Genomic DNA, 19,777 nt, shown 5'->3' with positions numbered 1-19,777 from the left:
CCTCGGGCGTAGTGGGGCGTCGGGCGTCTCGGGCAGGGTGGGCGAAGGCGGCCGCAACGGGGCGGCCGCCGCCTGGGAGAGGAGGCGGCATGAGCGACAGCAAGGCGGAGGGCCCGAAGGTGGAGGCCGAACGGGCCGCGGCCGAGGGCGGCAGCGGCGCGGAGTCCGAGCGCGCGGAGACGACGTTCACCGAGGACGAGTCCCAGCCCGAGAAGCAGGGCGTCAAGAACTACAGCGAGTCGGTGTCGGAGGACAACCTCGGCTCGCAGGGGTGATCCGGGCCGGGCGCCGTTGGGCGGCGCGGCGGCCTAGACTCCGGGCATGCCGCGTGAACCCCGCACTCCCATCGGTCGCGCCGCGGACGCCGCCGGCCGCGCGATCGGCGCGGCGGCCGAGCAGCACTTCCGGCGCAGGCACGTGTCGCGGCTGCGGCGCACCGGGCACCTGAGCGCGCAGGCGCCGATCGGGGCGCTCGGCGCGGGCGGGTTCGGCGTCCGGGAGGGCAACGACGTCCGGGTGCTCATCGACGGGGAGGACGCCTTCGCCGCGATGGCGTCCGCGATCGAGGGCGCCCGCCGCACGATCCACCTCACCGGCTGGAGCGCGGACCCGGCCTTCGCGATGAGCCGGGCCGACCCGCGGCGCACCCTGGGGGCGCTGCTCGCGGGGGCCGGCGAGCGCGGCGTCCGGACGCGGGTGCTGCTCTGGCGCGGGGCGCCGCTGCCGGTGATCCATCCCTCGCGCGCCGACAATGCGGCCGCGGCCAGGGGTTTCAACGCGATCGACGGCGTCACGTGCGCCCTGGACGCCCACGAGTACCTGCTCGACTGCCACCACGAGAAGCTGCTGATCGTCGACGACGAGATCGCGTTCGTCGGCGGCCTTGACCTGACCGCGCTGCGCTCCGACCGCTGGGACACGACGGGTCACCCGCCCCGCGACTCCGACGGCTGGCACGACGCCGCGGTGCGCGCGACGGGGCCGGTGGTGGCCGACGTCGTGGAGCATTTTGGGCAGCGCTGGGGCGAGGTGACGGGGGAGCGGCTGCCGGCGTCCGCGGTGCCGGAGGCGATGGGCACGATCGCGGCCCGGCTGATCCGGACGATCCCCGAGCGCGTCTACCGCTTCGCCCCCGACGGCGACTTCGGGGCGCTCGGCGCCTACCTGGACGTCCTCGGCGCGGCGCAGCGGTTCGTCTACCTGGAGAACCAGTTCCTGTGGGCGCCGGAGATCGTCGACGTCCTCGCGGCGAAGCTGCGGCGGCCGCCGCGCGACGACTTCCGGGTCGTCGTCGTGCTGCCCGACCACGCCCACACAGGCCAGGACGCGACGCTCGGCCAGCTCAGCCGCCTCCGCGACGAGGACGCCGGGCGTCGGCTGCTCGCCCTGACCGTCCAGTCCGAGGAGCCGGGCCACCACGTGTACGTGCACGCCAAGATCGGCATCGTGGACGACCGCTGGCTCACGGTCGGCTCGGTGAACCTCAACACGCACTCGCTGCTCAACGACACCGAGGTGAACCTGGCGTTCGCGGTGCCGGATCTCGCCCGGTCGGTCCGCGAAGACCTGTTCCGCGAGCACACGGGCCAGGACGCCGCCGGCGTCGACCCGGTCGCGTTCGTCGACGGCGTCCTGCGGCCGCTCGCCGAGGAGCAGACCCGACGCCGGGCTGCGGGCCTGCCGCCGACCGGGCGCGTCCGGTCGGTCGAGCAGGGCGGACGCCGCACCGACCTGCTGCTGGGGCCCATCAGCTCGATCGTGGTCGACGGGTGAGGCGGCCGTCGTCCGGCGGGGTGGCTGGGCGTCCGGAATAGGCGGGCGTCCGGCGGCGGTTGTGGCACACATGAGCACCATCGGATTCATCGGAAGCGGACACATCGGCAGCACGGTCGCGCGGCTCGCGGTGGACGCCGGCTACGACGTCGTGCTGAGCAACAGCCGCGGCCCGGAGACGCTCGCCGGCCTGGTCGAGGAGCTGGGGCCGCGGGCGCGGGCGGCGACGGCGTCCGAGGCGGCGGCGGAGGGCGACCTGGTGGTCGTGACCGTGCCCCTGAAGGCGTACCGGCAGGTGCCGGTCGAGCCGCTGGCGGGCAAGGTCGTCATCGACACGAACAACTACTACCCCGATCGCGACGGGCGCATCCCCGAGCTGGACGACGAGAGCACGACCACGAGCGAGCTGCTGCAGGCGCACCTGCCCACGTCGCGCGTGGTGAAGGCGTTCAACAACATCCACTTCCCGGACCTCGCCGATCACGGGCGCCCCGCCGGCGACGTCGGGCGGACGACACTGCCCATCGCCGGGGACGACGAGGAGGCGAAGCGGGAGGCGTCCGGGTTCTTGGACGCCCTCGGCTACGACACCCTCGACGCCGGACCCCTCGCGGAGGGGTGGCGCTTCCAGCGCGACACCGCCGCCTACGTCGCGCCGTACAAGCAAGGCACGGTGACGGCCGCGGTGCTGCGGGCTCGGCTCGACGAGGCGAAGCGCTACCGCGACCAGTGAGCCGGACGCCGCGGGTGCGGCCTCGCCGCGGGGTGGCGTGGCCCGGGACTCGCGCCCTCAGGCGGGCGTCTCGGGGGCGGCGGTCCCGGCAGAGCCGGCCAGCAGCGCCGCCCCGCGGGCGAGGTCGGCGTCCATCTCGGGCCGGGGGACCATCGAGCCCCCGGTGAACCAGGCGAGATGGGTCGCGCGGGCCAGGCGGTCGTCGTCGAGGCCGCAGCGCGTGCGGAACTCCCGGTTCGCGAGGACGCGCCACGGCCCCGGCAATCCGGCCGCCGCGGACGGCTCGACGGCGATCCCGTCCGCCTCGTGCAGCAGGGCGATCAGCCGAAAGAACTCTTCGTCGGTCTCGGTGTAGAACCCCGAGATCAGCCGGCGCAGGCGGCGTCCGACGAACCCCGACGGGCGCCCCACGGCCAGCCCGTCGGCGGCGGTCACGTTGTCGATGCCGAAGTCCTGGACGCTGACGCGATCGTGCTCGCCCGTCAGGACGCCGAGCAGCATGCACGGCGCGTGCGTCGGCTCGGCGAAGACGCAGTGCACGGCGTCCCCGAAGACGGTCTTCAGCCCGAACGCGACCCCGCCCGGGCCGCCGCCGACGCCGCACGGCAGGTAGACGAACAGCGGCTGGTCGGCGTCCACGGCGACGTCGAGCGCGGCGAGCTGCCCGGCCAGCCGGCGGGCGGCGACGGCGTAGCCCAGGAACAGGCTGACCGAGTTCTCGTCGTCGACGAAGTGGGTGCGCGGGTCGCCGGACGCCTCCGCGCGGCCGCTGGCGACGGCCGCCGAGTAGTCGCCCGCGTGCTCGACGACGCGGACGCCGCGGGCGCGCAGGAGGTCCTTCTTCCACGCCCGCGCGTCGGCGGACATGTGCACGCTCGCCCGGAAGCCCAGCGTCGCGGCCATGATGCCGATCGACAGCCCCAGGTTGCCGGTCGAGCCGACGGCCACCTCGTGGCGGGCGAACAGGGCTCGCGCGTCGGGGGAGGCGAGCGTCCGGTAGTCGCCGGCGGTCGTCAGGACGCCCGCCTCGACCGCCACCTCCTCGGCGTACTGCAGCACCTCGTGGATGCCGCCGCGGGCCTTGATCGAGCCGCTGATCGGCAGCTCGCTGTCGAGCTTGGCCCAGAGGCGTCCGGGCAACTCGGCGCCGTAGTGGCGCGCGAGGCGTCCCTGGGTCTCGGGGATCGCGACCAGCGGCGATTCGATGATGCCCGCCGAGCGGCGGGTCTCACCGAAGGCGTCCGCGAGGTAGGGGGCGAAGCGCCGCAGCCGCGCTGCGGCGTCCTCGATGTCGGACGCCGTGAGCCCCACGTCGCCGAGGGCCTCGACGGCGGGGCTCAGGGCCGGGTTGAACCAGGTGGTGGGCTCCAGGCCGACCAGCCCGCGCAGCAACGGAAACCGGACGAACCAGTCGTCGAGCGGACGGCCGAGCGGGCTGGGCGGCATGGAAGCTCCCTGGGTAACGGTGGATGGATGGCGGTGGGGGTCAGGACGCCCCGCCCTCGGGAACCGCCTGCGAGACGGCCGAGATCTGGAAGCTCGCACCGGTCGGGTCGGCCAGGGTGGCGATGCGCCCGAAGGGGGAGTCGATGGGGCCGTCGAGCAGCGCGCCGCCGAGCTCCTTGACGCGGTCGACGGTCGCGTCGCAGTCCTCGACGCAGAAGTAGATGCGCCAGAACGAGCCGACGTCGGCGGGGAAGAAGCCGGCGACGTCGCAGATGCCCGAGCTGGCCTCCTGCCCGGGGGCGTCCGTGACGTAGCGGGACTGCGGGTCGTCCATCTCGGTGGTCAGCGGGGTCGGCCGGAAGTCGAACACGTCGGTGTAGAAGGCGACGGCCTTGTCGAAGTCCTGGGTCATCAGCTCGAACCAGACGGGCGTCCCGGGGTCGCCGCTGAAGTCGTAGCCGTCGAGGCCGCCGGCCTGCCACAGCCCGATCACGGCGTGCGACGGGTCGAGGACGACGCCGAACCGGCCGGCGCCGACGTCCCCGGCCGGGACGACGACCGTCGCGCCGTGCTTCTCGGCGAGCGCGAGGCGGGCGTCCAGGTCGTCGACGGCGAGGTAGACGCCCCACTCGCTCGGGAGCGGGTCCCCTTCGGGGCACGTCATGCCGGCGACGCTCATCGCGCCGGCGACGAGCGCCCCGTCCTTGCGGACCATGTGGTAGTGGCCCATCTCCTCGCCGGTGTCTTCGAAGTCCCAGCCGAAGAGCTGCTCGTAGAAGGTCTTGGCGGCCGCCAGATCGGTGGTGCCCAGGTCGAGCCAGGTGGTGGTTCCGGTGCTGCGGGTCATGATTCCTCCTCAGGTCGTAGCTTCACGCTAGGGGGACCGCCCGGCCCCGCGTTTGTCCGATCCTGCGCTCCTCAGCGGGCCAGGCTGGGCAGGGCGCTGAGCAGCGGGACGGCGTCCGGAGGGGCCGGCGCGAACGACAGGCTGAGGCCGTGCGGCGTCCGGGCCGACAGGTGCGCCAGCCCCACGAGCGGCCGCGTGGGCACGAGCAGGTCGTGGACGCCGGCGCTCGCCGGCAGCGCGAAGCCGAGCAGCCAGGGGGCGTCCGGGTAGACGGGCAGGCTCAGCGGGTCGCCGTGCGCGGCCAGGACGCCCGCGACCGGCAGCCCGATGGGCGCCGGGTGCGGGTACCAGCCCACCCACACGGACGCGCACGCCGCCGGCCCGGCGGCCGCCGGCACGTGCGCATGGATCCGGACCGTGTCCCGCCGGCGGTCGGCCAGCGCGAACGGGCGCGGCGGGCGGTCGGCCACGCGGTCGGCGACCCTCCGCAGGGACGCCGGCGGCACGCCCACACACTGCCGGAACCTCCTGCTGAAGCTGGACAGCGAGTCGAAGCCGACGGCGCTCGCGACGTCGATGACGGCGTCGTTGCCGGCGAGGAGGAGCCGCTTGGCGGCGTCCAGGCGGAGGGCGCCCAGGAACAGCCCGGGCGCGATGCCGACGGACGCCGTGAACAGCCGCGTGAAGTGGAACGGGCTGTAGTGGGCGTGGTCGGCCAGGTCGGTGACGCTGATGCCCTCCCCGAGCCGGGCGCGGGCGAGTGCCACCACGTCGTGGAGCACGGCGGGCGGCAGCGATGCTGTCGGGCGCACGCGAGTGAGTGTAGGGCGGCGGGCGTCCGGTGGGCAGGGGGCGGTTTTCCCGGGGTCAGCGCTTGTCGGCGTCCTGGGGGACGGTGGTGCCCGCGAGTTCCTTGTCACCCGGACGGGCCAGGGGCCCGACGAGTTCGTGCGCGAGGTAGGGCTCCTCGAGGTAGGCGATGTCCTCGGGGGTGAGCGTGACATCGAGCGCCCGGACGGCGTCGTCGACCCGGCTGGGTCGCGAGCAGCCGACGATCGGCGCCGTGACGCCCTTGGCCCAGTGCCAGGCGAGGGCGACGTCGGACATGGGCACGTCCAACCGGTCGGCCACCTCGGCCAAGCGCTCCACGATGGGCATGTCCATCTCCTGGTCGCGGTCGTACTTGGAGCGCATGACGTCGTCGGTCGTGGAGCGGACGGAGTCCGAGTCCCACGTCGGACGCGTCAGGTGCCCGGAGGCGGGCGGGCTGTAGGGGGTGAGCGACATGCCGAACTGCCGGCAGACCGGGATGAGCTCGCGCTCGTCCTCGCGGTAGAGCAGGTTGTAGTGGTTCTGCATGCTTGCGAACCGCGTCCAGCCGTGGGCGTCGGCGACGGTCTGCAGGGTGTGGAGCTGGTAGCCGTACATGGCGCTGGCGCCCAGAGCCCGGACGCGACCGTCCCGGACGAGGGAGTCGAGGGCCTCCATCGTCTCCTCGAGCGGGGTGTCGTAGTCGAAGCGGTGGATGATGTACAGGTCGAGGTAGTCGGTCCCCAGCCGTTCCAGCGTCCCGACGATCTCGCGCTCGATCGCCGCGCGCGAGAGGCGTCCCTCGTTGAAGAAGACCTTGCTGGCCAGCACGACGTCTTCGCGCGGGACGCCGAGATTCTTCAGCGAGGCGCCGATGAACTGCTCGCTGGTGCCGTGGGCGTAGACGTTCGCCGTGTCGATGAAGTTGACGCCGAGTTCCAGGGCGCGGGCGATGATCTGCTGGGTGGTCGGCTGGTCGGCCGTCCACTGGTGCGTGTCGGCGAAGACCTCGCCGAAGCTCATGCCGCCGATGCACAGGGGCGGCACGGCGACGTCGGTCTGGCCCAGGGGAGTGTGGTCCATCGTGATCTCCTCGTTGGCGTCTGCTCGCGGCGGCGACGGGTGCCGTCGCCGCCGCCTCGTGTGCCAGCCTGCCGGGCATCGCCGACGAAAACCAGGCTCCCTCGGGGCCTCCCTGCCGCGGGCGAGTCAGACTCGAGCGGCCGCGAGAGGCGCTCGCTCGACTCCCACCCGCCGACGAAACGGGCTCGTCGAGGCCGCATCTCAACGCGGACGCCCCCGAGAGAGCCCCGGCTGTTCCCTGAAGGATGCGGGGTTGGACCCCGGCTCACGGCAGGATGGGCCCGGTGAGCGTGGAGACACCTGGGCTGAACAGGGCGGTTGGGCTGGACGAGGCCGAGGTGGCCGAGCGGATCGCGGCGGGCCAGGTCAACGATCTGCCGCCCAGGTCGGGGCGCACCGTCGCGGGCATCATCCGCGCCAACGTCTTCACCCGCATCAACGCCATCTTGTCGGTGCTGCTCGTGCTCGTCGTGATCACCGGATCGTTGCGTAACGGGCTGTTCGCGCTGCTGATCGTGGTCAACTCGGTGGTCGGGATCATCCAGGAGATCCGCGCCAAGCGCACCCTGGACCGGCTGGCGATCGTCGGCGAAGCGCATCCGGTGGTGCGCCGCGACGGGGCCGCGGAGCGGCTCGATCGGCGCCAGGTGGTGCTCGACGACGTCATCGAGCTGCAGCCCGGTGACCAGGTCATGGTCGACGGCGACGTGATCGAAACGGACCATCTCGAACTCGACGAGGCGCTCCTCACCGGCGAGTCCGATCCGGTCGCCAAGGCGGTCGGCGACCAGGTGCTTTCCGGCAGTTTCGTGGCGGCCGGCCGGGGCGCGTACCGGGCCACCCGGGTCGGAGCGGACGCCTACGCCGCCCAACTGGCGGCGGAGGCCTCCAAGTACACCCTGGTGAACTCGGAGCTGCGCAACGGGCTGAACCTGATCCTGCGCTGGGTCACCTACCTGTTGATCCCGGTCGCCGCGCTGACGATCTGGGTGCAGGTCCGGCAGCTCTCGGTCGACCGCAACCAGGCGCTGCTGAATCTGGTGGCCGCCCTCGTCCCGATGGTGCCCGAGGGGCTCATTCTGCTGACCTCGGTGGCCTTCGCGGTGGGCGTCGTGCGGCTGGCCCGGCGCGGGTGCCTGGTGCAGGAACTGCCCGCGATCGAGGGGCTGGCGCGGGTCGACACCGTGTGCGTCGACAAGACCGGGACGCTGACCGCCCCGGGGCTCACCTTCGAGCGCCTCGTGCCGGTGCGCCGTCCGGGCGAGGGCGGGCCGGACGCCCTCGTGCCGGAGTCCGACCTGGCCGCGTTCGCGGCCCAGTTGGCCGCGACGGACCCGAGCCCGAACCCCACCGTGCAGGCGATCGCCGACCACCTCGGCGCACCCGAGCAGCCGTGGCCGTTGCGCGCCACCGAGCCGTTCAGCTCGCGGACCAAGTGGTCGGGCGCGACCTTCGAACCAGCCCCCGGACGCCCCACCACCCTGCTGCTGGGCGCCGTCGACGTGCTGGCGTCCCCGGGATCGCCGGTTTCGCAGGAAGCCGAGCGGCTCGGGGCGGGCGGGTTGCGCGTCCTCGGTCTGGCGCGCAGTTCGGCGCCGGTCGGGGAGGTGCGCGTGCCCGACGGCGTCGAGGTGATCGGCTTGCTGACGCTCGGCCAGAACATCCGTCCGGACGCCGCTGACACCGTGGCCTACTTCGCCGACCAGGGCGTCGCGGTGAAGGTGATCTCGGGCGACAACGCGTCGTCCGTGGCCGCGGTCGCGGGCCAGGTCGGCATCACCGGGACCGCCGTGGACGCCCGACCGCTGCCCGACGACCCCGCCCGGCTCGCCGACGACATGGCGAACCACGCCGTCTTCGGGCGCGTCACCCCGCAGCAGAAGCGGGCCATGGTGGGTGCCCTGCAGGCGCGCGGGCACGTGGTCGCGATGACCGGCGACGGCGTCAACGACGTGCTGGCGCTGAAGGACGCCGACGTCGGCGTCGCCATGGGGAGCGGCTCGGAGGCCAGCCGGTCGGCCGCGCAGCTGGTGCTGCTGGACGACAAGTTCTCGGTGCTCCCGAGGGTGGTCGCCGAGGGACGCCGGGTGATCGGCAACATCGAGCGCGTGGCCGTGCTGTTCTTGACCAAGACGTTCTACTCGGTGCTGCTGGCGCTGCTGGTCGGCCTGGCGCAGCTGCCGTTCCCGTTCGTGCCGCTGCACGTCACGATCACCGCCTGGTTCACCATCGGGATCCCGGCGTTCTTCTTGTCGCTGGCGCCGAACGCGGCCCGCGCGAAACCCGGGTTTGCGCGCCGCGCCTTGTCGCGGGCGGCTCCGGCCGGCATCGCGATCGCGGTGTGCACGTTCGCGAGCTACGTCGTGCTGCGTCAGTTCGTGAGCGGTGCCAGCCAGAAGCAGATCTCGACGGCCTGTCTGCTGGTCGTCATCGGCATCGCGATGTGGGTGCTGATCGTGGTCACCAAACCGGACGAACCGTGGAAGTGGGCCCTGATCCTGGGCGGCGCGGCCGCCTACGCGGTGATCTTCTGCGTCCCGGCGCTGGCCCACTTCTTCACGCTCGACGTCGGCTCCTGGCCGGCGCTCGCCGTGGCCGGGATCGGCATCGCCGTCGGCGTCCTGGCTTGTCAGGTGGCCTGGCGGGCCGAGCGGGCCCTTCGGACGCGACGGCAGGCGTCCGCACGACCGGGTGACTGACCGATGGGTGGGTGAGGTCTCAGCCTGTTACCCAGGTGAAATTTAGACAGCGGTGGCGTCCGTGCCTGGGCGCGTCCTCGTGCCCATCGGGGAGTCCTTCCGATCTCCAGAAGTCAGGGGTGCAGGGAGCCGTCAGGATCTCCGATACGCCAGCCGGTAAAGCGGATGGTCAGCCCGGCCCGGGTGGGCGCGCACACCAGCGGCCCGGCTGACAACGAGGCGTCCGGAGGGACGGGCAACACCCGCACCAACGCCAGCTCCCCGTCGACACCGGCCCGGATCGTCACCGCGTCGCCGCTGCGCGACGCGCGGACCGTCACCGTCCGCCCCAGCCAGCCGGGGACCGGCGAGACCGACCAGTCGCTGTGTGGCCACGTCACGACCGCACCGACCTGGGGAGCGCCGTCGGCGAACTCGACGCCCGCCTTCACCCAGTGCTCCGCATCGGCTCGGAGGAAGACGCCGGCTTGGTCGAACTGCTGACTGAACTCGGCCACGAAATCGACCTCGACCGCGGACTCCGCGGGCATCGGAGTCAACAATGCGTGCTCGGTGTCGTGCACGAACCCGTAGCTCGTGTTGCGCCAGGCATCGCTGGACTCGACCGCCGTGACGAGCAGGTCGTCGCCGTCGATCCTGGTCGCAGCGGGTTCGTGGGTCCAAGAGCCAGCGTCCCAACCGATGGTGGTCATCCCCGTAGCGTGTCAGCACGGCGCCGCCCCCGACAAGGGGGTCTGTGTTGGCGGTCTCCCGGTGTCATGCGGGCACCGAACCACGACAGGGTCCGGATTGGTTCAGCACGCATCAGCGACGGACTGTCGTGTAGATGGATGCCTCCAGCAACCGCATCTGGCGTTCGATCTGTTCGGCTGTGGTGCGGTTCTCGACGACGAGGCCGAGTTCGACGTTGAAGCGCTCGGCACTCTTGGAGACGTTGGCGCTCGTGACCACGACGTACCGGCTGTCAACGATCAGGAACTTTGCGTGGGAGCGGAGGCGGGACGAACGTGTTTGCAGCACGGTGGCGCCGGGCAGCCGGTGTGCGCCGCGGTTTGCGCCGTGAGCGCTCCACGGGAACCGGCCCCGCGCGGTGCGATCTTGGGGAGCTGGGGTGTTGTATGCGTGTGACATCTTGGTACTGCATGTAGTACTATTGGGAGGTGCCGAGCGTTGCCAAAATCCTCGCCCAGATGCGAGCGAATCCCCGCAACGTCAGCTACGCCGACTTGGCTAAAGTGTGCGAGCACCACTTCGGCACACCCCGCATGACGGGCGGATCACATGCGGTCTACAAGACACCCTGGCCCGGCGATCCCCGCGTGAACATCCAGAACGACCATGGCCGAGCCAAGCCCTACCAAGTCAGGCAGGTCTTGGCAGCGATCGAGAAGATGGAGGCGAGATGACCGATACGGCGATTGACGCGGCCCGTTACAGCTTCCGCGTCACCTGGTCCGGCGAGGACGCCGAGTTCGTTGCGACCTGCGTGGAATTCCCCTCGCTGTCGTGGCTGGCGAGCACCCCGGAGGACGCGCTGCGCGGGCTGCGCGATCTGGTGACCGAGGTGATCCAAGACCTGCAGGCCGCCGGCGAGGATGTGCCTGAGCCATTGTCCACGCGTACCTACTCCGGAAAATTTCAGCTCCGGCTCGGAGAAGACCTCCATCGACGCCTGGCCCTGGAAGCCGCCGAACAGCACATCAGCCTGAACCAGTACGTCGTGCGAAAGCTCTCGACAGCTTCCTGATCCGCCGCGTACCGCGTTCGCCCTGAAGGTCGGCTCACCATTGTGCACACGGCCCCAATAGGTGTTCGACGAGGTCTCATGCCTTGAGGCGGCCGGACGAACCGAGTGTGTCTGACCGTCCCGTTGGGGTGCCTGAGTAGTACGTTCGGCAACTCCGCCCCCAAGACAAAAACCCTGGTCAACCGCCTAGACCGTGGGGTCTACGAGGTCTCTCGACGTCCCCAGGATACCGCTCCGAAGGACGATCGTGGCCCTGTTGTGAGGACTGTCGAGACGGCTCAAACTTTTCTCACCGCCGCCGAGGTTGACTCGCTCGTCGGCGACTACCTCGCCGGGATGAGCGTCAAGGCACTCGCTGAGAGGTACGGCATCCACCGCGCCACTGTGTTCGCTCACCTCCGTCGCCGCAACGTGCCGAGCCGCCGACCGGGGCTGGGGATCGACGAGAAGGCAGAGGCAGTGCGCCTCGCCCGAGCAGGTGTCTCGATGCGCGCCATCGGCCGTCGGATGGGAGTGGACCGTAAGGCCGTACGCGCGGCACTGGTCGAGGCGGGACTCATCGTGGATGGCACCGACGATTCGCGTCTCGACTGACTCGCCGGGTCCGATCTGACAGTCTAAGGGCGTTGAACCGAGTGAAGAGTGACCGCGACAGCCATCCTGCCCGTGCCAACTCTGACGGATTTACGAGTGAGACTAAAGTCGTGTGCTAGAGTCCTTCGTGACGACGAAGGAGGGCCCGGTGGCTCAGCAACACGACAGCGACGACTGGCGCAGCGAGTTCCAGCCAACAGAGCTCGCGGCACTCCGCGACCGAATCCCAACCGCGATCCAGCGCAGCCAGGATCGCTCGGCCCGCGCTCAGGCAGCGTATGACGATCCCGATGGGGACCAGGACGTGTACGGCGCTGGCATGGCCCGTGGTGTGCAGAAGGAGCTCCGCGCACTCCTGTCCGACCTACCTTCCTATCGGGAGGCAAAGGTCCCGACCACCCGGCGGATGCTGACCTTCGTCGGCAACACGCTCATCTTCGCGCAACGGGTGGGCAAGCAGATGCCGCGCAATTTTCGCCGTGTGCGGCTCAGCTACTTGCCTGACTCGCGCCGTGAACTCCTCTCAAAGACGAGCAACGTCAAGTACTCGGACCCCGGGCTCTTCGACATCAGTGACGTTCTCGAAGGAGATCAGCCTGCGTCGCTTGAGGATGCGCTCAGTCACGTCGAGCTGGCCGTGCCCCGCACTACGCTCTTCGTTCCGTACTACAGCAGTACGCCGCAGGGTGTGGGTACGGTCTACTTCGCTCCCGCGCGATTGAACGGTCGGTACCTGGAGTTTGCAGACCCCGAGCGGCTCACCTATGAGCGCGCGCCTTCTTCGGTCGATGCTTCGCGCACCATGTTGAAGCCTGTCGCCGGGTTCAACAGCGGCGAGCGTCCGCGCACCTCGGTGAAGCTGCGCCAGCGGCGGTCCGAGCAGGAAGGCAGCTGACCGATGCCGACAGAGCACGTAGGCGACGCTGACCTAGCGGCCGTTGCCAGGATGTTTGACCCAGCGCGGTTAGCTCAGGCTCGTCGGATCAGCAAGATGTCCAAGGCTGACCTTCATCGCAAGGTTGGCGTGTCGGCCGCCGCGATCGGGCAGTACGAACGTGGAGAGGTGCGTCCCCGCGCAGAGACGGTCGCTGCCCTAGCTATGGCGCTCGGTGTCCCGCCGGGCTTCTTCGCGCTCGGGCGTCCACGCGTCCAGGTGGACATCGCTGAAGCATCGTTCCGTCGACTCCGTTCCACGACTGTCGCGCAACAGCAGCAAGCGACTGCGTATGTCGAACAAGCCTGGGAACTCAGCTGCTACCTCGAAGAGAGCGTGGAGTTCCCTGATCTAGACCTCCCAACCTGGGCGCAGGTCGACTCATCGGATGTGCCCGACCCTGTGACAGCAGCGAGGGCCATGCGTCAATACTGGATGCTCGGGACCGTGCCGATCAATCACCTCGTTTACGAGCTTGAACAGCACGGCATCCTGACCGTCTTCTTCTCCATTAAGGAAGACCTCGCACTTGACGAGAAGAGCCGGATCGACGCCTTCTCGACCACCGCGCTACCACGTCCCATGATCGTGCTGACCCCAGACAAGGCCAACGATGTAATGCGGCATCGGTTCTCGGCCGCGCACGAACTCGGACACATCGTCCTTCATCACGGCCGACAAGGAACAGATAGCCAACTTGAGCGGCAGGCGGACATGTTCGCGGCTGAGTTCCTGACTCCTCGCGACGCGATCCGTGACCAGCTGCCTCGGCGCATCAACTTCAATCGATACGACGAACTTAGCCAGCTGTGGGGGGTCTCCATCAACTCGCTGATCTTCCGGTCCCGGGAGCTTGATCTCATCTCGGAGTCCACAGCCCGTCGCGCGTACATCACGCTGAATGGGATCGCTCGGCGACCCATGCCGGTTCACGACTATCCCGGCGAGCGGCCGGAACTCCTGAAGTCCGCGCTTGAGCTGCTTGACCAGGCAGGTGTGCCGCTGACGCAGGTCGCGGAAGACCTCCAGATGACGCCTCGTCACATACGACGGCTAGCTGACATCGACGATCCCCAGCCCAAGCTGACGCTGGTGAAAGACCATCCAGACAACAGGAAGTAGTGGGCAGCAGTCCCATCCGAGAAAGGAAAGATCATGACCGAACCCAACAAGCGAGTAGTCCAGCGTCGAAGCGACGGCGACTGGGAGGTGCGGAAGCCAGGAGCTGATCGCGCCAGCGCCGTAACCTCCACACAGGCCGAAGGCATTCAGCGCGCCCGCACGATCCTCGGCAACGACGGAGGCGGCGAGCTACAGGTCCGTTCGCTCAAAGGGACGATCCGCGCGCAAGACACGATCGCACCCGGGAACGACCCGAGGTCATCCAAGGGCTGATCGCGACGCGCTTGTTGGCAGTCGTGCTCCCTGGGTAGGCGAAGAAGAGAGAGGCTCGATGTGGAATACCGGACCGAGGATGTCTGGGCGACGCCGCACGTGGCGGGCAAGAACGTAGTCCGTCAGTTGCTGGTTCCGGCGTATGACAACGTCGAGGCACTTGAGGCTGAGTCGGGCCTCGAATTGGTGAGCACGCCCTTCGGACAGTGGCCCGTAACTCGCGCCGCTGAACTCCCAACCGAGGGGCCGCTTGCGGCGAGGCTTCCGGTCCGCCGATCAAAGAACGCCCAGATCAAATGGGCTGGTGGTCGAGAGGCAGTTCAAGCGAGCGATGTCATCCGATCCTTCGACGGTGCCATTGGATTCACCGCTCATGATCAGCCCCACAGCCTGAGGCGCCCGCAGATCGCGGCACTTCATTCCATCGTCGGCTATCAGTCGTCCGGTCTATCTGAGCCTGGGATCGTCGTCATGCCGACCGGCACTGGGAAGACAGAGACCATGCTGGCGTGGCTGGTTGCGCAACGCCCCGAGCGCGTGCTCGTGGTAGTTCCCTCAACCGCGCTTCGAGATCAGATCGCCACCAAGTTTGAGACCCTGGGAATCCTTCAACTCGAAGGCATTGTCGACCGCTCCGCGCTACGCCCCAGGGTGGGACGGCTAGAGGGGCGGTTCGCCGACGATGCCGAGGCGAGAGCCTTTGTCGAAGCGGCGAACGTTGTGGTCGCGACCCCAAACGCGATACACGCCAACGAGCCGGAGGTGCGCGGGGTCTTCTTCCAGGGTTTCACGCACCTACTCGTTGACGAGGCGCACCACGCTCCGGCTCGAACATGGACAGAGATCATCCGGGTCTTCGCGAACCGGCCGACGCTTCTGTTCACTGCAACGCCGTTCCGTCGCGACGGATTGACGCTGCCGGGCCGGGTCATCTTCCGCTTCCCGTTACGCGAAGCCCAAAAGGAGGGTTACTTCAGCACCATCGACTTCAGTGCGGTGCTCGATCTGGACGATGACGATGAGGCATTGGCTGTGGCCGCGGTTTCGCGGCTGCGAGCAGACCTGGCCGCTGGTCACGAGCACCTGCTGCTGGCACGGGTGGGGTCGAAGGCGAGGGCAGATGAAGTTCACGCGCTCTACACACGCATTGCCCCCGAGTTGACGCCGAGGGTCATCTACGACTCGATGTCGGCCCGTCGTAGAGCAGAGACGCTTGAGGCGATGCGAGCCCGGACCAGCCGCGTGATCGTCTGTGTTGACATGCTTGGAGAAGGGTTCGATCTACCGACTCTGAAGGTGGGGGCATTCCACGACGCGCACAGATCGCTGAGCCCAATGGTGCAACTCATCGGCCGTCTCGCCAGAACATCATCTCCACTCCCGATTGGCAGGGCGAGCGTCTTCGTGCGCCAAGAGCCACGCCACGCACTCTCGCCGATGCGGTTCCTTCTTCGCGAGGACCCAGACTGGGACAAGGTGCTCAGCGATATCACTGAGCGCGCCACTGAGCGCGCGAACGAGGTTAGCGAGTTTGAGGCATCATTCGTCGACAACCCGCCGGATGTGCCCGTCGGACTCCTGGAACCCAAGATGAGCGCCAAGGCCTTCGCGACATCCACTACCGACTGGAACCCGCTCGCGGCACGGGACATCTACGGGGACTCCGTGTTGGACGACCTCGTCAGCCTCAACGCAGAGAACACTATTGCCTGGTTCGTTGTCGAGACTATTTCTGACCTGCGGTGGGGAGATATCCCGTCACTTCGTGCCACTGATTACACGCTGCTCGCGATGTACCTCGATCGCGGTCAAGGCATCCTCTACGTCCACTGTTCCGACACGAAGCACAGTCTCGATGACCTCGTCGAGGCGGTGCTCGGCCACGAACCGAGACCGGTCAGCGGATACGACACCTTCAAAGTCTTCTCGAAGCTGGACAGGCTGATTCCCACCAATATCGGCCTTCTCGACGCACGCGATCGCGACAAGCGCTTCTCGATGCACGTCGGCAGTGACGTGGAGACGGCACTTACGGAGGCTGAGCGCACGCACAAGTCCAACACGCATGTCGCAGCGAAAGCCTTCGAGGAAGGTGAGCGTGTCACCATCGCGGCGTCGCTCTCGGGGAGATTTTGGTCCATGCGTACCGCTCCGAACCTCGCTGAGTGGCGCACCTGGTGCCGACAGCAAGGTGCGAAGCTGAGCGACGGCAGCATCGACGTTCATTCGCTCTTCCGCTCCATGATCATCCCGATCGACGTAAGAGAACGACCAGCATTCCCAATCCTCGCGATGGAGTGGCCTTGGAAGCTGTACCTGGGAAACGGCACATCATCCAGGCTCAGCTACAAGGACTCAAGCGTGCTTCTGACCGATGCCGAGTTCAGGATCGACGACTACGGCACCAGCGGACCACTCTGCTTCTCGATCATGACTCCCACCTGGGAGCTCGCCTATGAGGGACATTTCGGATCGCAGGGCCTGCACTACCGTGCGAAGGGCGACGACGCCGAAGTAGTCGGCTGGCGAGACGTGAGAACGCCTTTCTCAACCTGGCTCAACAGCGACAAGCCGACCCTCTTCCTATCGGGAGATCGAATGGTGACCGGGGATGATCGGCTCCTGGCACCACGGACGGAGTTGCCTCCCTACCCGCGCGAGCGACTCCGTGCGCTCGACTGGGCGAGCAATGGCGTTGACATCACAGTGGAGTCGCAAGGGATCGAGCGCAAGGCAAACTCTATTCAGGCGTACATGGCCCGATTCCTGTCGCAAGACCAGACCTTCGACATCCTCATCGACGACGACCGCGCTGGCGAAGCCGCCGACCTTGTAGGTATCCGCGTCGACAAGGGTGATCTTCATATCACGCTGGTGCACTGCAAGTACTCATCGAAGCCCACCGCCGGCTCACGCCTCAGCGACCTGTACGAAGTATGTGGCCAGGCGATGCGTGGAGCACGATGGCGCGACAACGGGGCACTTCCGCTGCTGGAGCACCTTGATCGCCGAGCGAAGGCGTACACGAGGAGAACCGGTCTGAGTCCCTTCGAGATCGGCGACCGGGGAGCTCTGTTCGGAATCCGGCAGCAAGCTCCCCAACTGTTCCCTCGTATCTCGACTGTCATCGCGCAACCAGGCCTCAGTATCAAGGCATCCTCGGACGAACAACTCAGGCTGATTGCTGGTGCTGCGTCGTATGTGCAGAGCGTGACCAAGGGCAGCTTCGATGTTCTCGCATCCGAATAGAGCGCGCCTACCGGACCCGCCGCGCCCATACGCGCCGCTACACGCTCTTCCCGCAACCAAAGGAATCGAGGAATCGGAGTGACAGGCCACCGTCTATCTATCGCACGTCAGCTGACGCTTCGTATGAGTTCTGGCTGAGAGTTTCGGTCATGAGCACCGCTTTCGGCCTGATTCCTGGTCCGGCGCTCCCGTGCGCGAGCCTTCACGACGAGGACGACGCTCACCGGGCCGATGGCCATCATCTTGAGAGCGTTCCAGATGCAGAGCAGGACCACGAGGTGGAGCCATCCTGGGCCGCCGTTCTCGATGAGTGTGGTGCACCAAAAGGCGATGGCCAGATATGGGCCGGCGAGCAGCATCGCTGGCATGCCCCACTTCAGCCCCTTCCTGGTGCGGATCAGGTCGAGCAGGACGTTGCTCGGCATGTAGCGACGCAGGAAGTAGCGGACCTCGGCGCTGGCTGTCCACAGTAGGCGGATCATGATGGGCTCCTCTCAACACGCGAGTCGTTGTCGAGACGGTGCGTGGAGAGTGACCCGAAGGTCTGCCGCGAGCGGCCCAAAGGTAAGGAGAAATCCGCCTCACCTTCAAGGCTACGCCCCAGTCATGACATTGGGAAGGGTCAGATGCTGCGCCCAGGCCCGGGCTGGTCGCGCCTGACGGCCTGGAGATCGACCTCTGCCTGACGGCTCTCATCAGCGACCAGCTGACGTACCTTATCGAGCGCGGAGCGCGCTCGGGCGGCGTCGATCTGCTGGGCGGCCGACTCGGGTGGGGCGCCGAGGGGTGCGTCGTCGGTGATGCGGTAGCGGTCTCGCTAGGCGGCGACCACTCGTGCGGCCTTGCGCCAAACCGCGGCTTGCCGTTGATCGGCGGGCGGCGTGCCGAGTGCCTTCGTCCACGGCACGTCCTCGGCGAGCGCACTGTCGAGTACGCCGTCGGCGCGTGCCTCGATCAGTGCTTCTCGCTCGTCGAGCGCCACGCGCATCTCGGCGTCGATGACGCCGTGCGCCTGTGGGATCAGGCCGGCGATCAGTCGCGGTGACTTGCGAATCCTGCCCGAGCCTGCCGGGCGCACGGTCGCCCGCTCGACCCGATAGTGGAGTACGGCGGCGATGTCATCGGCATCACCGAAGCCGCGCGCAGCGACAAGCCGCGGGAGGAGCGCATCGACGTTGTGACGGTTCGCCTCAGCTCGACGGAGTTCAGCCGCAAGCGGGCCGAACGCGTCGGACTCGATGGCGCTCTCGGCCAGTTCGTCGGTGAGCCCGGAGGTACGGACGAGAGTGGCCCAGCGGTCATGCTGAGCGGCGGCGGCGATCGTCTCGTACTCGGCGGCGAGCTGGGCGATCGAGCCCCACTGGTCCTGCTCAACCATGAGGGTCTCGTGCGCCGAGAGTTCGGCGCCGCTGTGCTGCAGAACGCCGTAGAGCACGCTTCGCGCGGTGGCGTGTGGGTCGTCACCGGGGTGCGGCTGGGCATGGTCGTCGGCGCGGTCGAGCGTCACGTAGGCATGGTTCGCGTGCCGCCCTCGGGTCATCGCGACGTAGAAGGTCTCCCTCGTCGAGGTCGGTTCGACCAACACGTGCGTAGTGTCGGTCGTGATGCCTTGCGCGCGGTACGCGGTGACTGCGTAGCCGAGATCGACATGCTCAGCCACATACCCCGCTGGAAGCACGATGCTGCCGCCGAATCTGCGTCCACGCCTGCGAGCCCTGATGGTTCCGTCGTCGCGGACGGTGGTTCCGGTCCCGTAATCGCGCGCGATAGTGATTGTCCCGTCGTCACCGACGGCGGTGACGGTCCAGATGTCGCCGTTGCGTACCCAGTGCCGCCCGGCCGCAGTGCGGAGGTTCCGGTTGTTGCGTCGGGTGATGATGGTGTCGCCGACGCCTGCGGCGGTTCCGTCGCGCAGTTCGACTTCGCGGTCGGGGTTCAGCGTCTTGTTGAGGATCAGGTCGGCGCGGGCGCGACCGTTCAGCACGGTCACGTCTTGATGGGTCTCGGCGATCAACACAGACATCAGTCCCGCGTCGCGGTCGGTGCGCCAGGCGTTGTAGGCGGCATCGGTCATGGCCTCGCCGTCGCCCTCCGCTATGCGCTCGTGGGCGAGGTACGTGTCGATGGCGTGAGTGCGTCCGTGGCGTAGTTCGAGCGAGGCGGTCTTCTCCCAGGCGTGGGTGAAGCGGTGAACGTCGACCAGTTCGGGGGTATCGGACCTGCCTCTGGCGATCATCGCGAACGCACCGCCGGCGTCCACGGATTGCAGTTGGGCGTAGTCGCCGACCAGCAGCACCTTCGCGCCCGCTTCCTGGGCGAGGTGGGTGAGGCGGTCCAGTGACAGGGTGCCGGCCAGGGAGGCCTCATCGATGATGACGAGCTGTCCCGCTTCGAAGGTGGTGCCGTGGATGAGGTGGTTCTGCCACCACTTCGCGGTGTTCTCGGTCTCGATTCCGAGATCGTCGGC

Annotated in this window: 19 protein-coding genes; 11 read left to right on the top strand and 8 right to left on the bottom strand. The window is 68.3% G+C overall.

All coding sequences use genetic code 11. The features are described 5' to 3' along the window. The first annotated feature begins 89 nt into the window (after positions 1–89). From WMJ97_RS03795 to WMJ97_RS03785, 3 genes are read left to right on the top strand one after another with little or no spacing between them, the layout of a single operon-like run. On the top strand, positions 90–275 hold the full coding sequence (locus tag WMJ97_RS03795) for a hypothetical protein (RefSeq protein WP_347347634.1): 186 nt from the start codon (positions 90–92) through the stop codon (positions 273–275). A 46-nt stretch (positions 276–321) separates the two neighbouring features. Then, positions 322–1,773 carry a phosphatidylserine/phosphatidylglycerophosphate/cardiolipin synthase family protein gene (locus tag WMJ97_RS03790; RefSeq protein WP_347347633.1) on the top strand — a complete coding sequence of 484 codons (1,452 nt, stop codon included), beginning with the start codon at positions 322–324 and terminating at the stop codon, positions 1,771–1,773. Next, positions 1,670–2,506 (top strand): NAD(P)-binding domain-containing protein, encoded by an 837-nt coding sequence (locus WMJ97_RS03785; RefSeq protein ID WP_347347661.1) that lies wholly within the window; start codon positions 1,670–1,672, stop codon positions 2,504–2,506. Before WMJ97_RS03790 ends, WMJ97_RS03785 begins: the two co-directional genes overlap by 104 nt. A 57-nt stretch (positions 2,507–2,563) precedes the next feature. Here WMJ97_RS03785 and WMJ97_RS03780 read toward each other — a convergent pair whose 3' ends face one another. The 4 genes from WMJ97_RS03780 to WMJ97_RS03765 form a co-directional block, all read right to left on the bottom strand. Next, positions 2,564–3,952 (bottom strand): D-serine ammonia-lyase, encoded by a 1,389-nt coding sequence (locus tag WMJ97_RS03780; RefSeq protein WP_347347632.1) that lies wholly within the window; start codon positions 3,950–3,952, stop codon positions 2,564–2,566. 40 nt (positions 3,953–3,992) lie between these two features. Continuing rightward, a complete protein-coding gene (locus WMJ97_RS03775) occupies positions 3,993–4,799 on the bottom strand; it encodes a VOC family protein (protein WP_347347631.1) in 807 nt (268 codons plus the stop codon). A gap of 71 nt (positions 4,800–4,870) precedes the next feature. After that, positions 4,871–5,611, bottom strand: coding sequence for a helix-turn-helix transcriptional regulator (locus WMJ97_RS03770; RefSeq protein WP_347347630.1), 741 nt, complete (start codon positions 5,609–5,611; stop codon positions 4,871–4,873). 55 nt (positions 5,612–5,666) lie between these two features. Then, complete coding sequence (locus WMJ97_RS03765) at positions 5,667–6,692, bottom strand: aldo/keto reductase (protein ID WP_347347629.1); 1,026 nt, start codon at positions 6,690–6,692, stop codon at positions 5,667–5,669. A 284-nt stretch (positions 6,693–6,976) separates the two neighbouring features. Between WMJ97_RS03765 and WMJ97_RS03760 the strand changes: the two genes are divergently transcribed. Continuing rightward, positions 6,977–9,391: an HAD-IC family P-type ATPase gene (locus WMJ97_RS03760; RefSeq protein WP_347347628.1), complete on the top strand. Its 2,415-nt coding sequence runs from the start codon at positions 6,977–6,979 to the stop codon at positions 9,389–9,391. Positions 9,392–9,504: 113 nt separating this feature from the next. On the opposite strand, the gene WMJ97_RS03755 is transcribed toward WMJ97_RS03760, so the two are convergent. Together WMJ97_RS03755 and WMJ97_RS03750 are read right to left on the bottom strand one after the other, a co-directional pair. Then, the gene (locus WMJ97_RS03755) at positions 9,505–10,083 is read right to left on the bottom strand and encodes a DUF1349 domain-containing protein (protein WP_347347627.1); all 579 of its coding nucleotides are present in this window, start codon (positions 10,081–10,083) and stop codon (positions 9,505–9,507) included. Positions 10,084–10,195: 112 nt separating this feature from the next. After that, complete coding sequence (locus WMJ97_RS03750) at positions 10,196–10,522, bottom strand: phospholipase D-like domain-containing protein (RefSeq protein WP_347347626.1); 327 nt, start codon at positions 10,520–10,522, stop codon at positions 10,196–10,198. Between the two features lie 29 nt (positions 10,523–10,551). Between WMJ97_RS03750 and WMJ97_RS03745 the strand changes: the two genes are divergently transcribed. From WMJ97_RS03745 to WMJ97_RS03715, 7 genes are all read left to right on the top strand, one after another. Next, positions 10,552–10,797, top strand: a complete 246-nt coding sequence (locus WMJ97_RS03745) for a toxin HicA (protein ID WP_347347667.1) — start codon at positions 10,552–10,554, stop codon at positions 10,795–10,797. Further along, positions 10,794–11,138, top strand: coding sequence for a toxin-antitoxin system HicB family antitoxin (locus WMJ97_RS03740; RefSeq protein WP_347347625.1), 345 nt, complete (start codon positions 10,794–10,796; stop codon positions 11,136–11,138). The genes WMJ97_RS03745 and WMJ97_RS03740 overlap by 4 nt, the downstream gene beginning before the upstream one ends. A 258-nt stretch (positions 11,139–11,396) precedes the next feature. Beyond that, positions 11,397–11,732 (top strand): hypothetical protein, encoded by a 336-nt coding sequence (locus tag WMJ97_RS03735; RefSeq protein WP_347347624.1) that lies wholly within the window; start codon positions 11,397–11,399, stop codon positions 11,730–11,732. A gap of 148 nt (positions 11,733–11,880) precedes the next feature. Continuing rightward, the gene (locus tag WMJ97_RS03730; RefSeq protein WP_347347623.1) at positions 11,881–12,627 is read left to right on the top strand and encodes a hypothetical protein; all 747 of its coding nucleotides are present in this window, start codon (positions 11,881–11,883) and stop codon (positions 12,625–12,627) included. A gap of 3 nt (positions 12,628–12,630) precedes the next feature. Next, the gene (locus tag WMJ97_RS03725; RefSeq protein ID WP_347347622.1) at positions 12,631–13,788 is read left to right on the top strand and encodes an XRE family transcriptional regulator; all 1,158 of its coding nucleotides are present in this window, start codon (positions 12,631–12,633) and stop codon (positions 13,786–13,788) included. Between the two features lie 33 nt (positions 13,789–13,821). Further along, on the top strand, positions 13,822–14,061 hold the full coding sequence (locus WMJ97_RS03720; protein ID WP_347347621.1) for a DUF2188 domain-containing protein: 240 nt from the start codon (positions 13,822–13,824) through the stop codon (positions 14,059–14,061). Positions 14,062–14,121: 60 nt separating this feature from the next. Next, positions 14,122–17,310: a DEAD/DEAH box helicase family protein gene (locus WMJ97_RS03715; protein ID WP_347347620.1), complete on the top strand. Its 3,189-nt coding sequence runs from the start codon at positions 14,122–14,124 to the stop codon at positions 17,308–17,310. Positions 17,311–17,417: 107 nt separating this feature from the next. Here WMJ97_RS03715 and WMJ97_RS03710 read toward each other — a convergent pair whose 3' ends face one another. Together WMJ97_RS03710 and WMJ97_RS03705 are read right to left on the bottom strand one after the other, a co-directional pair. After that, positions 17,418–17,792 (bottom strand): sulfate permease, encoded by a 375-nt coding sequence (locus tag WMJ97_RS03710; protein WP_347347619.1) that lies wholly within the window; start codon positions 17,790–17,792, stop codon positions 17,418–17,420. Positions 17,793–18,127: 335 nt separating this feature from the next. Further along, on the bottom strand, positions 18,128–19,777 hold a 1,650-nt coding region (locus WMJ97_RS03705), incomplete at its 5' end, for an AAA family ATPase (protein WP_347347618.1).

The organism is Nigerium sp. (assembly GCF_039811905.1).
In the GTDB taxonomy this organism is placed as follows: domain Bacteria; phylum Actinomycetota; class Actinomycetes; order Propionibacteriales; family Propionibacteriaceae; genus Propioniciclava.
Note: the sequence above shows the minus strand (reverse complement) of the source record. Positions and strands in the feature narration are given on the sequence as shown.

Excerpts from the sequence above, each read along its gene's own strand:
- WMJ97_RS03775 (WP_347347631.1), bottom strand. The coding sequence starts at position 4,799 with ATGACCCGCAGCACCGGAACCACCACCTGGCTCGACCTGGGCACCACC.
- WMJ97_RS03750 (WP_347347626.1), bottom strand. The coding sequence starts at position 10,522 with ATGTCACACGCATACAACACCCCAGCTCCCCAAGATCGCACCGCGCGG.
- WMJ97_RS03720 (WP_347347621.1), top strand. The coding sequence starts at position 13,822 with ATGACCGAACCCAACAAGCGAGTAGTCCAGCGTCGAAGCGACGGCGAC.
- WMJ97_RS03795 (WP_347347634.1), top strand. The coding sequence starts at position 90 with ATGAGCGACAGCAAGGCGGAGGGCCCGAAGGTGGAGGCCGAACGGGCC.
- WMJ97_RS03725 (WP_347347622.1), top strand. The coding sequence starts at position 12,631 with ATGCCGACAGAGCACGTAGGCGACGCTGACCTAGCGGCCGTTGCCAGG.
- WMJ97_RS03790 (WP_347347633.1), top strand. The coding sequence starts at position 322 with ATGCCGCGTGAACCCCGCACTCCCATCGGTCGCGCCGCGGACGCCGCC.
- WMJ97_RS03780 (WP_347347632.1), bottom strand. The coding sequence starts at position 3,952 with ATGCCGCCCAGCCCGCTCGGCCGTCCGCTCGACGACTGGTTCGTCCGG.
- WMJ97_RS03710 (WP_347347619.1), bottom strand. The coding sequence starts at position 17,792 with ATGATCCGCCTACTGTGGACAGCCAGCGCCGAGGTCCGCTACTTCCTG.
- WMJ97_RS03755 (WP_347347627.1), bottom strand. The coding sequence starts at position 10,083 with ATGACCACCATCGGTTGGGACGCTGGCTCTTGGACCCACGAACCCGCT.
- WMJ97_RS03740 (WP_347347625.1), top strand. The coding sequence starts at position 10,794 with ATGACCGATACGGCGATTGACGCGGCCCGTTACAGCTTCCGCGTCACC.
- WMJ97_RS03765 (WP_347347629.1), bottom strand. The coding sequence starts at position 6,692 with ATGGACCACACTCCCCTGGGCCAGACCGACGTCGCCGTGCCGCCCCTG.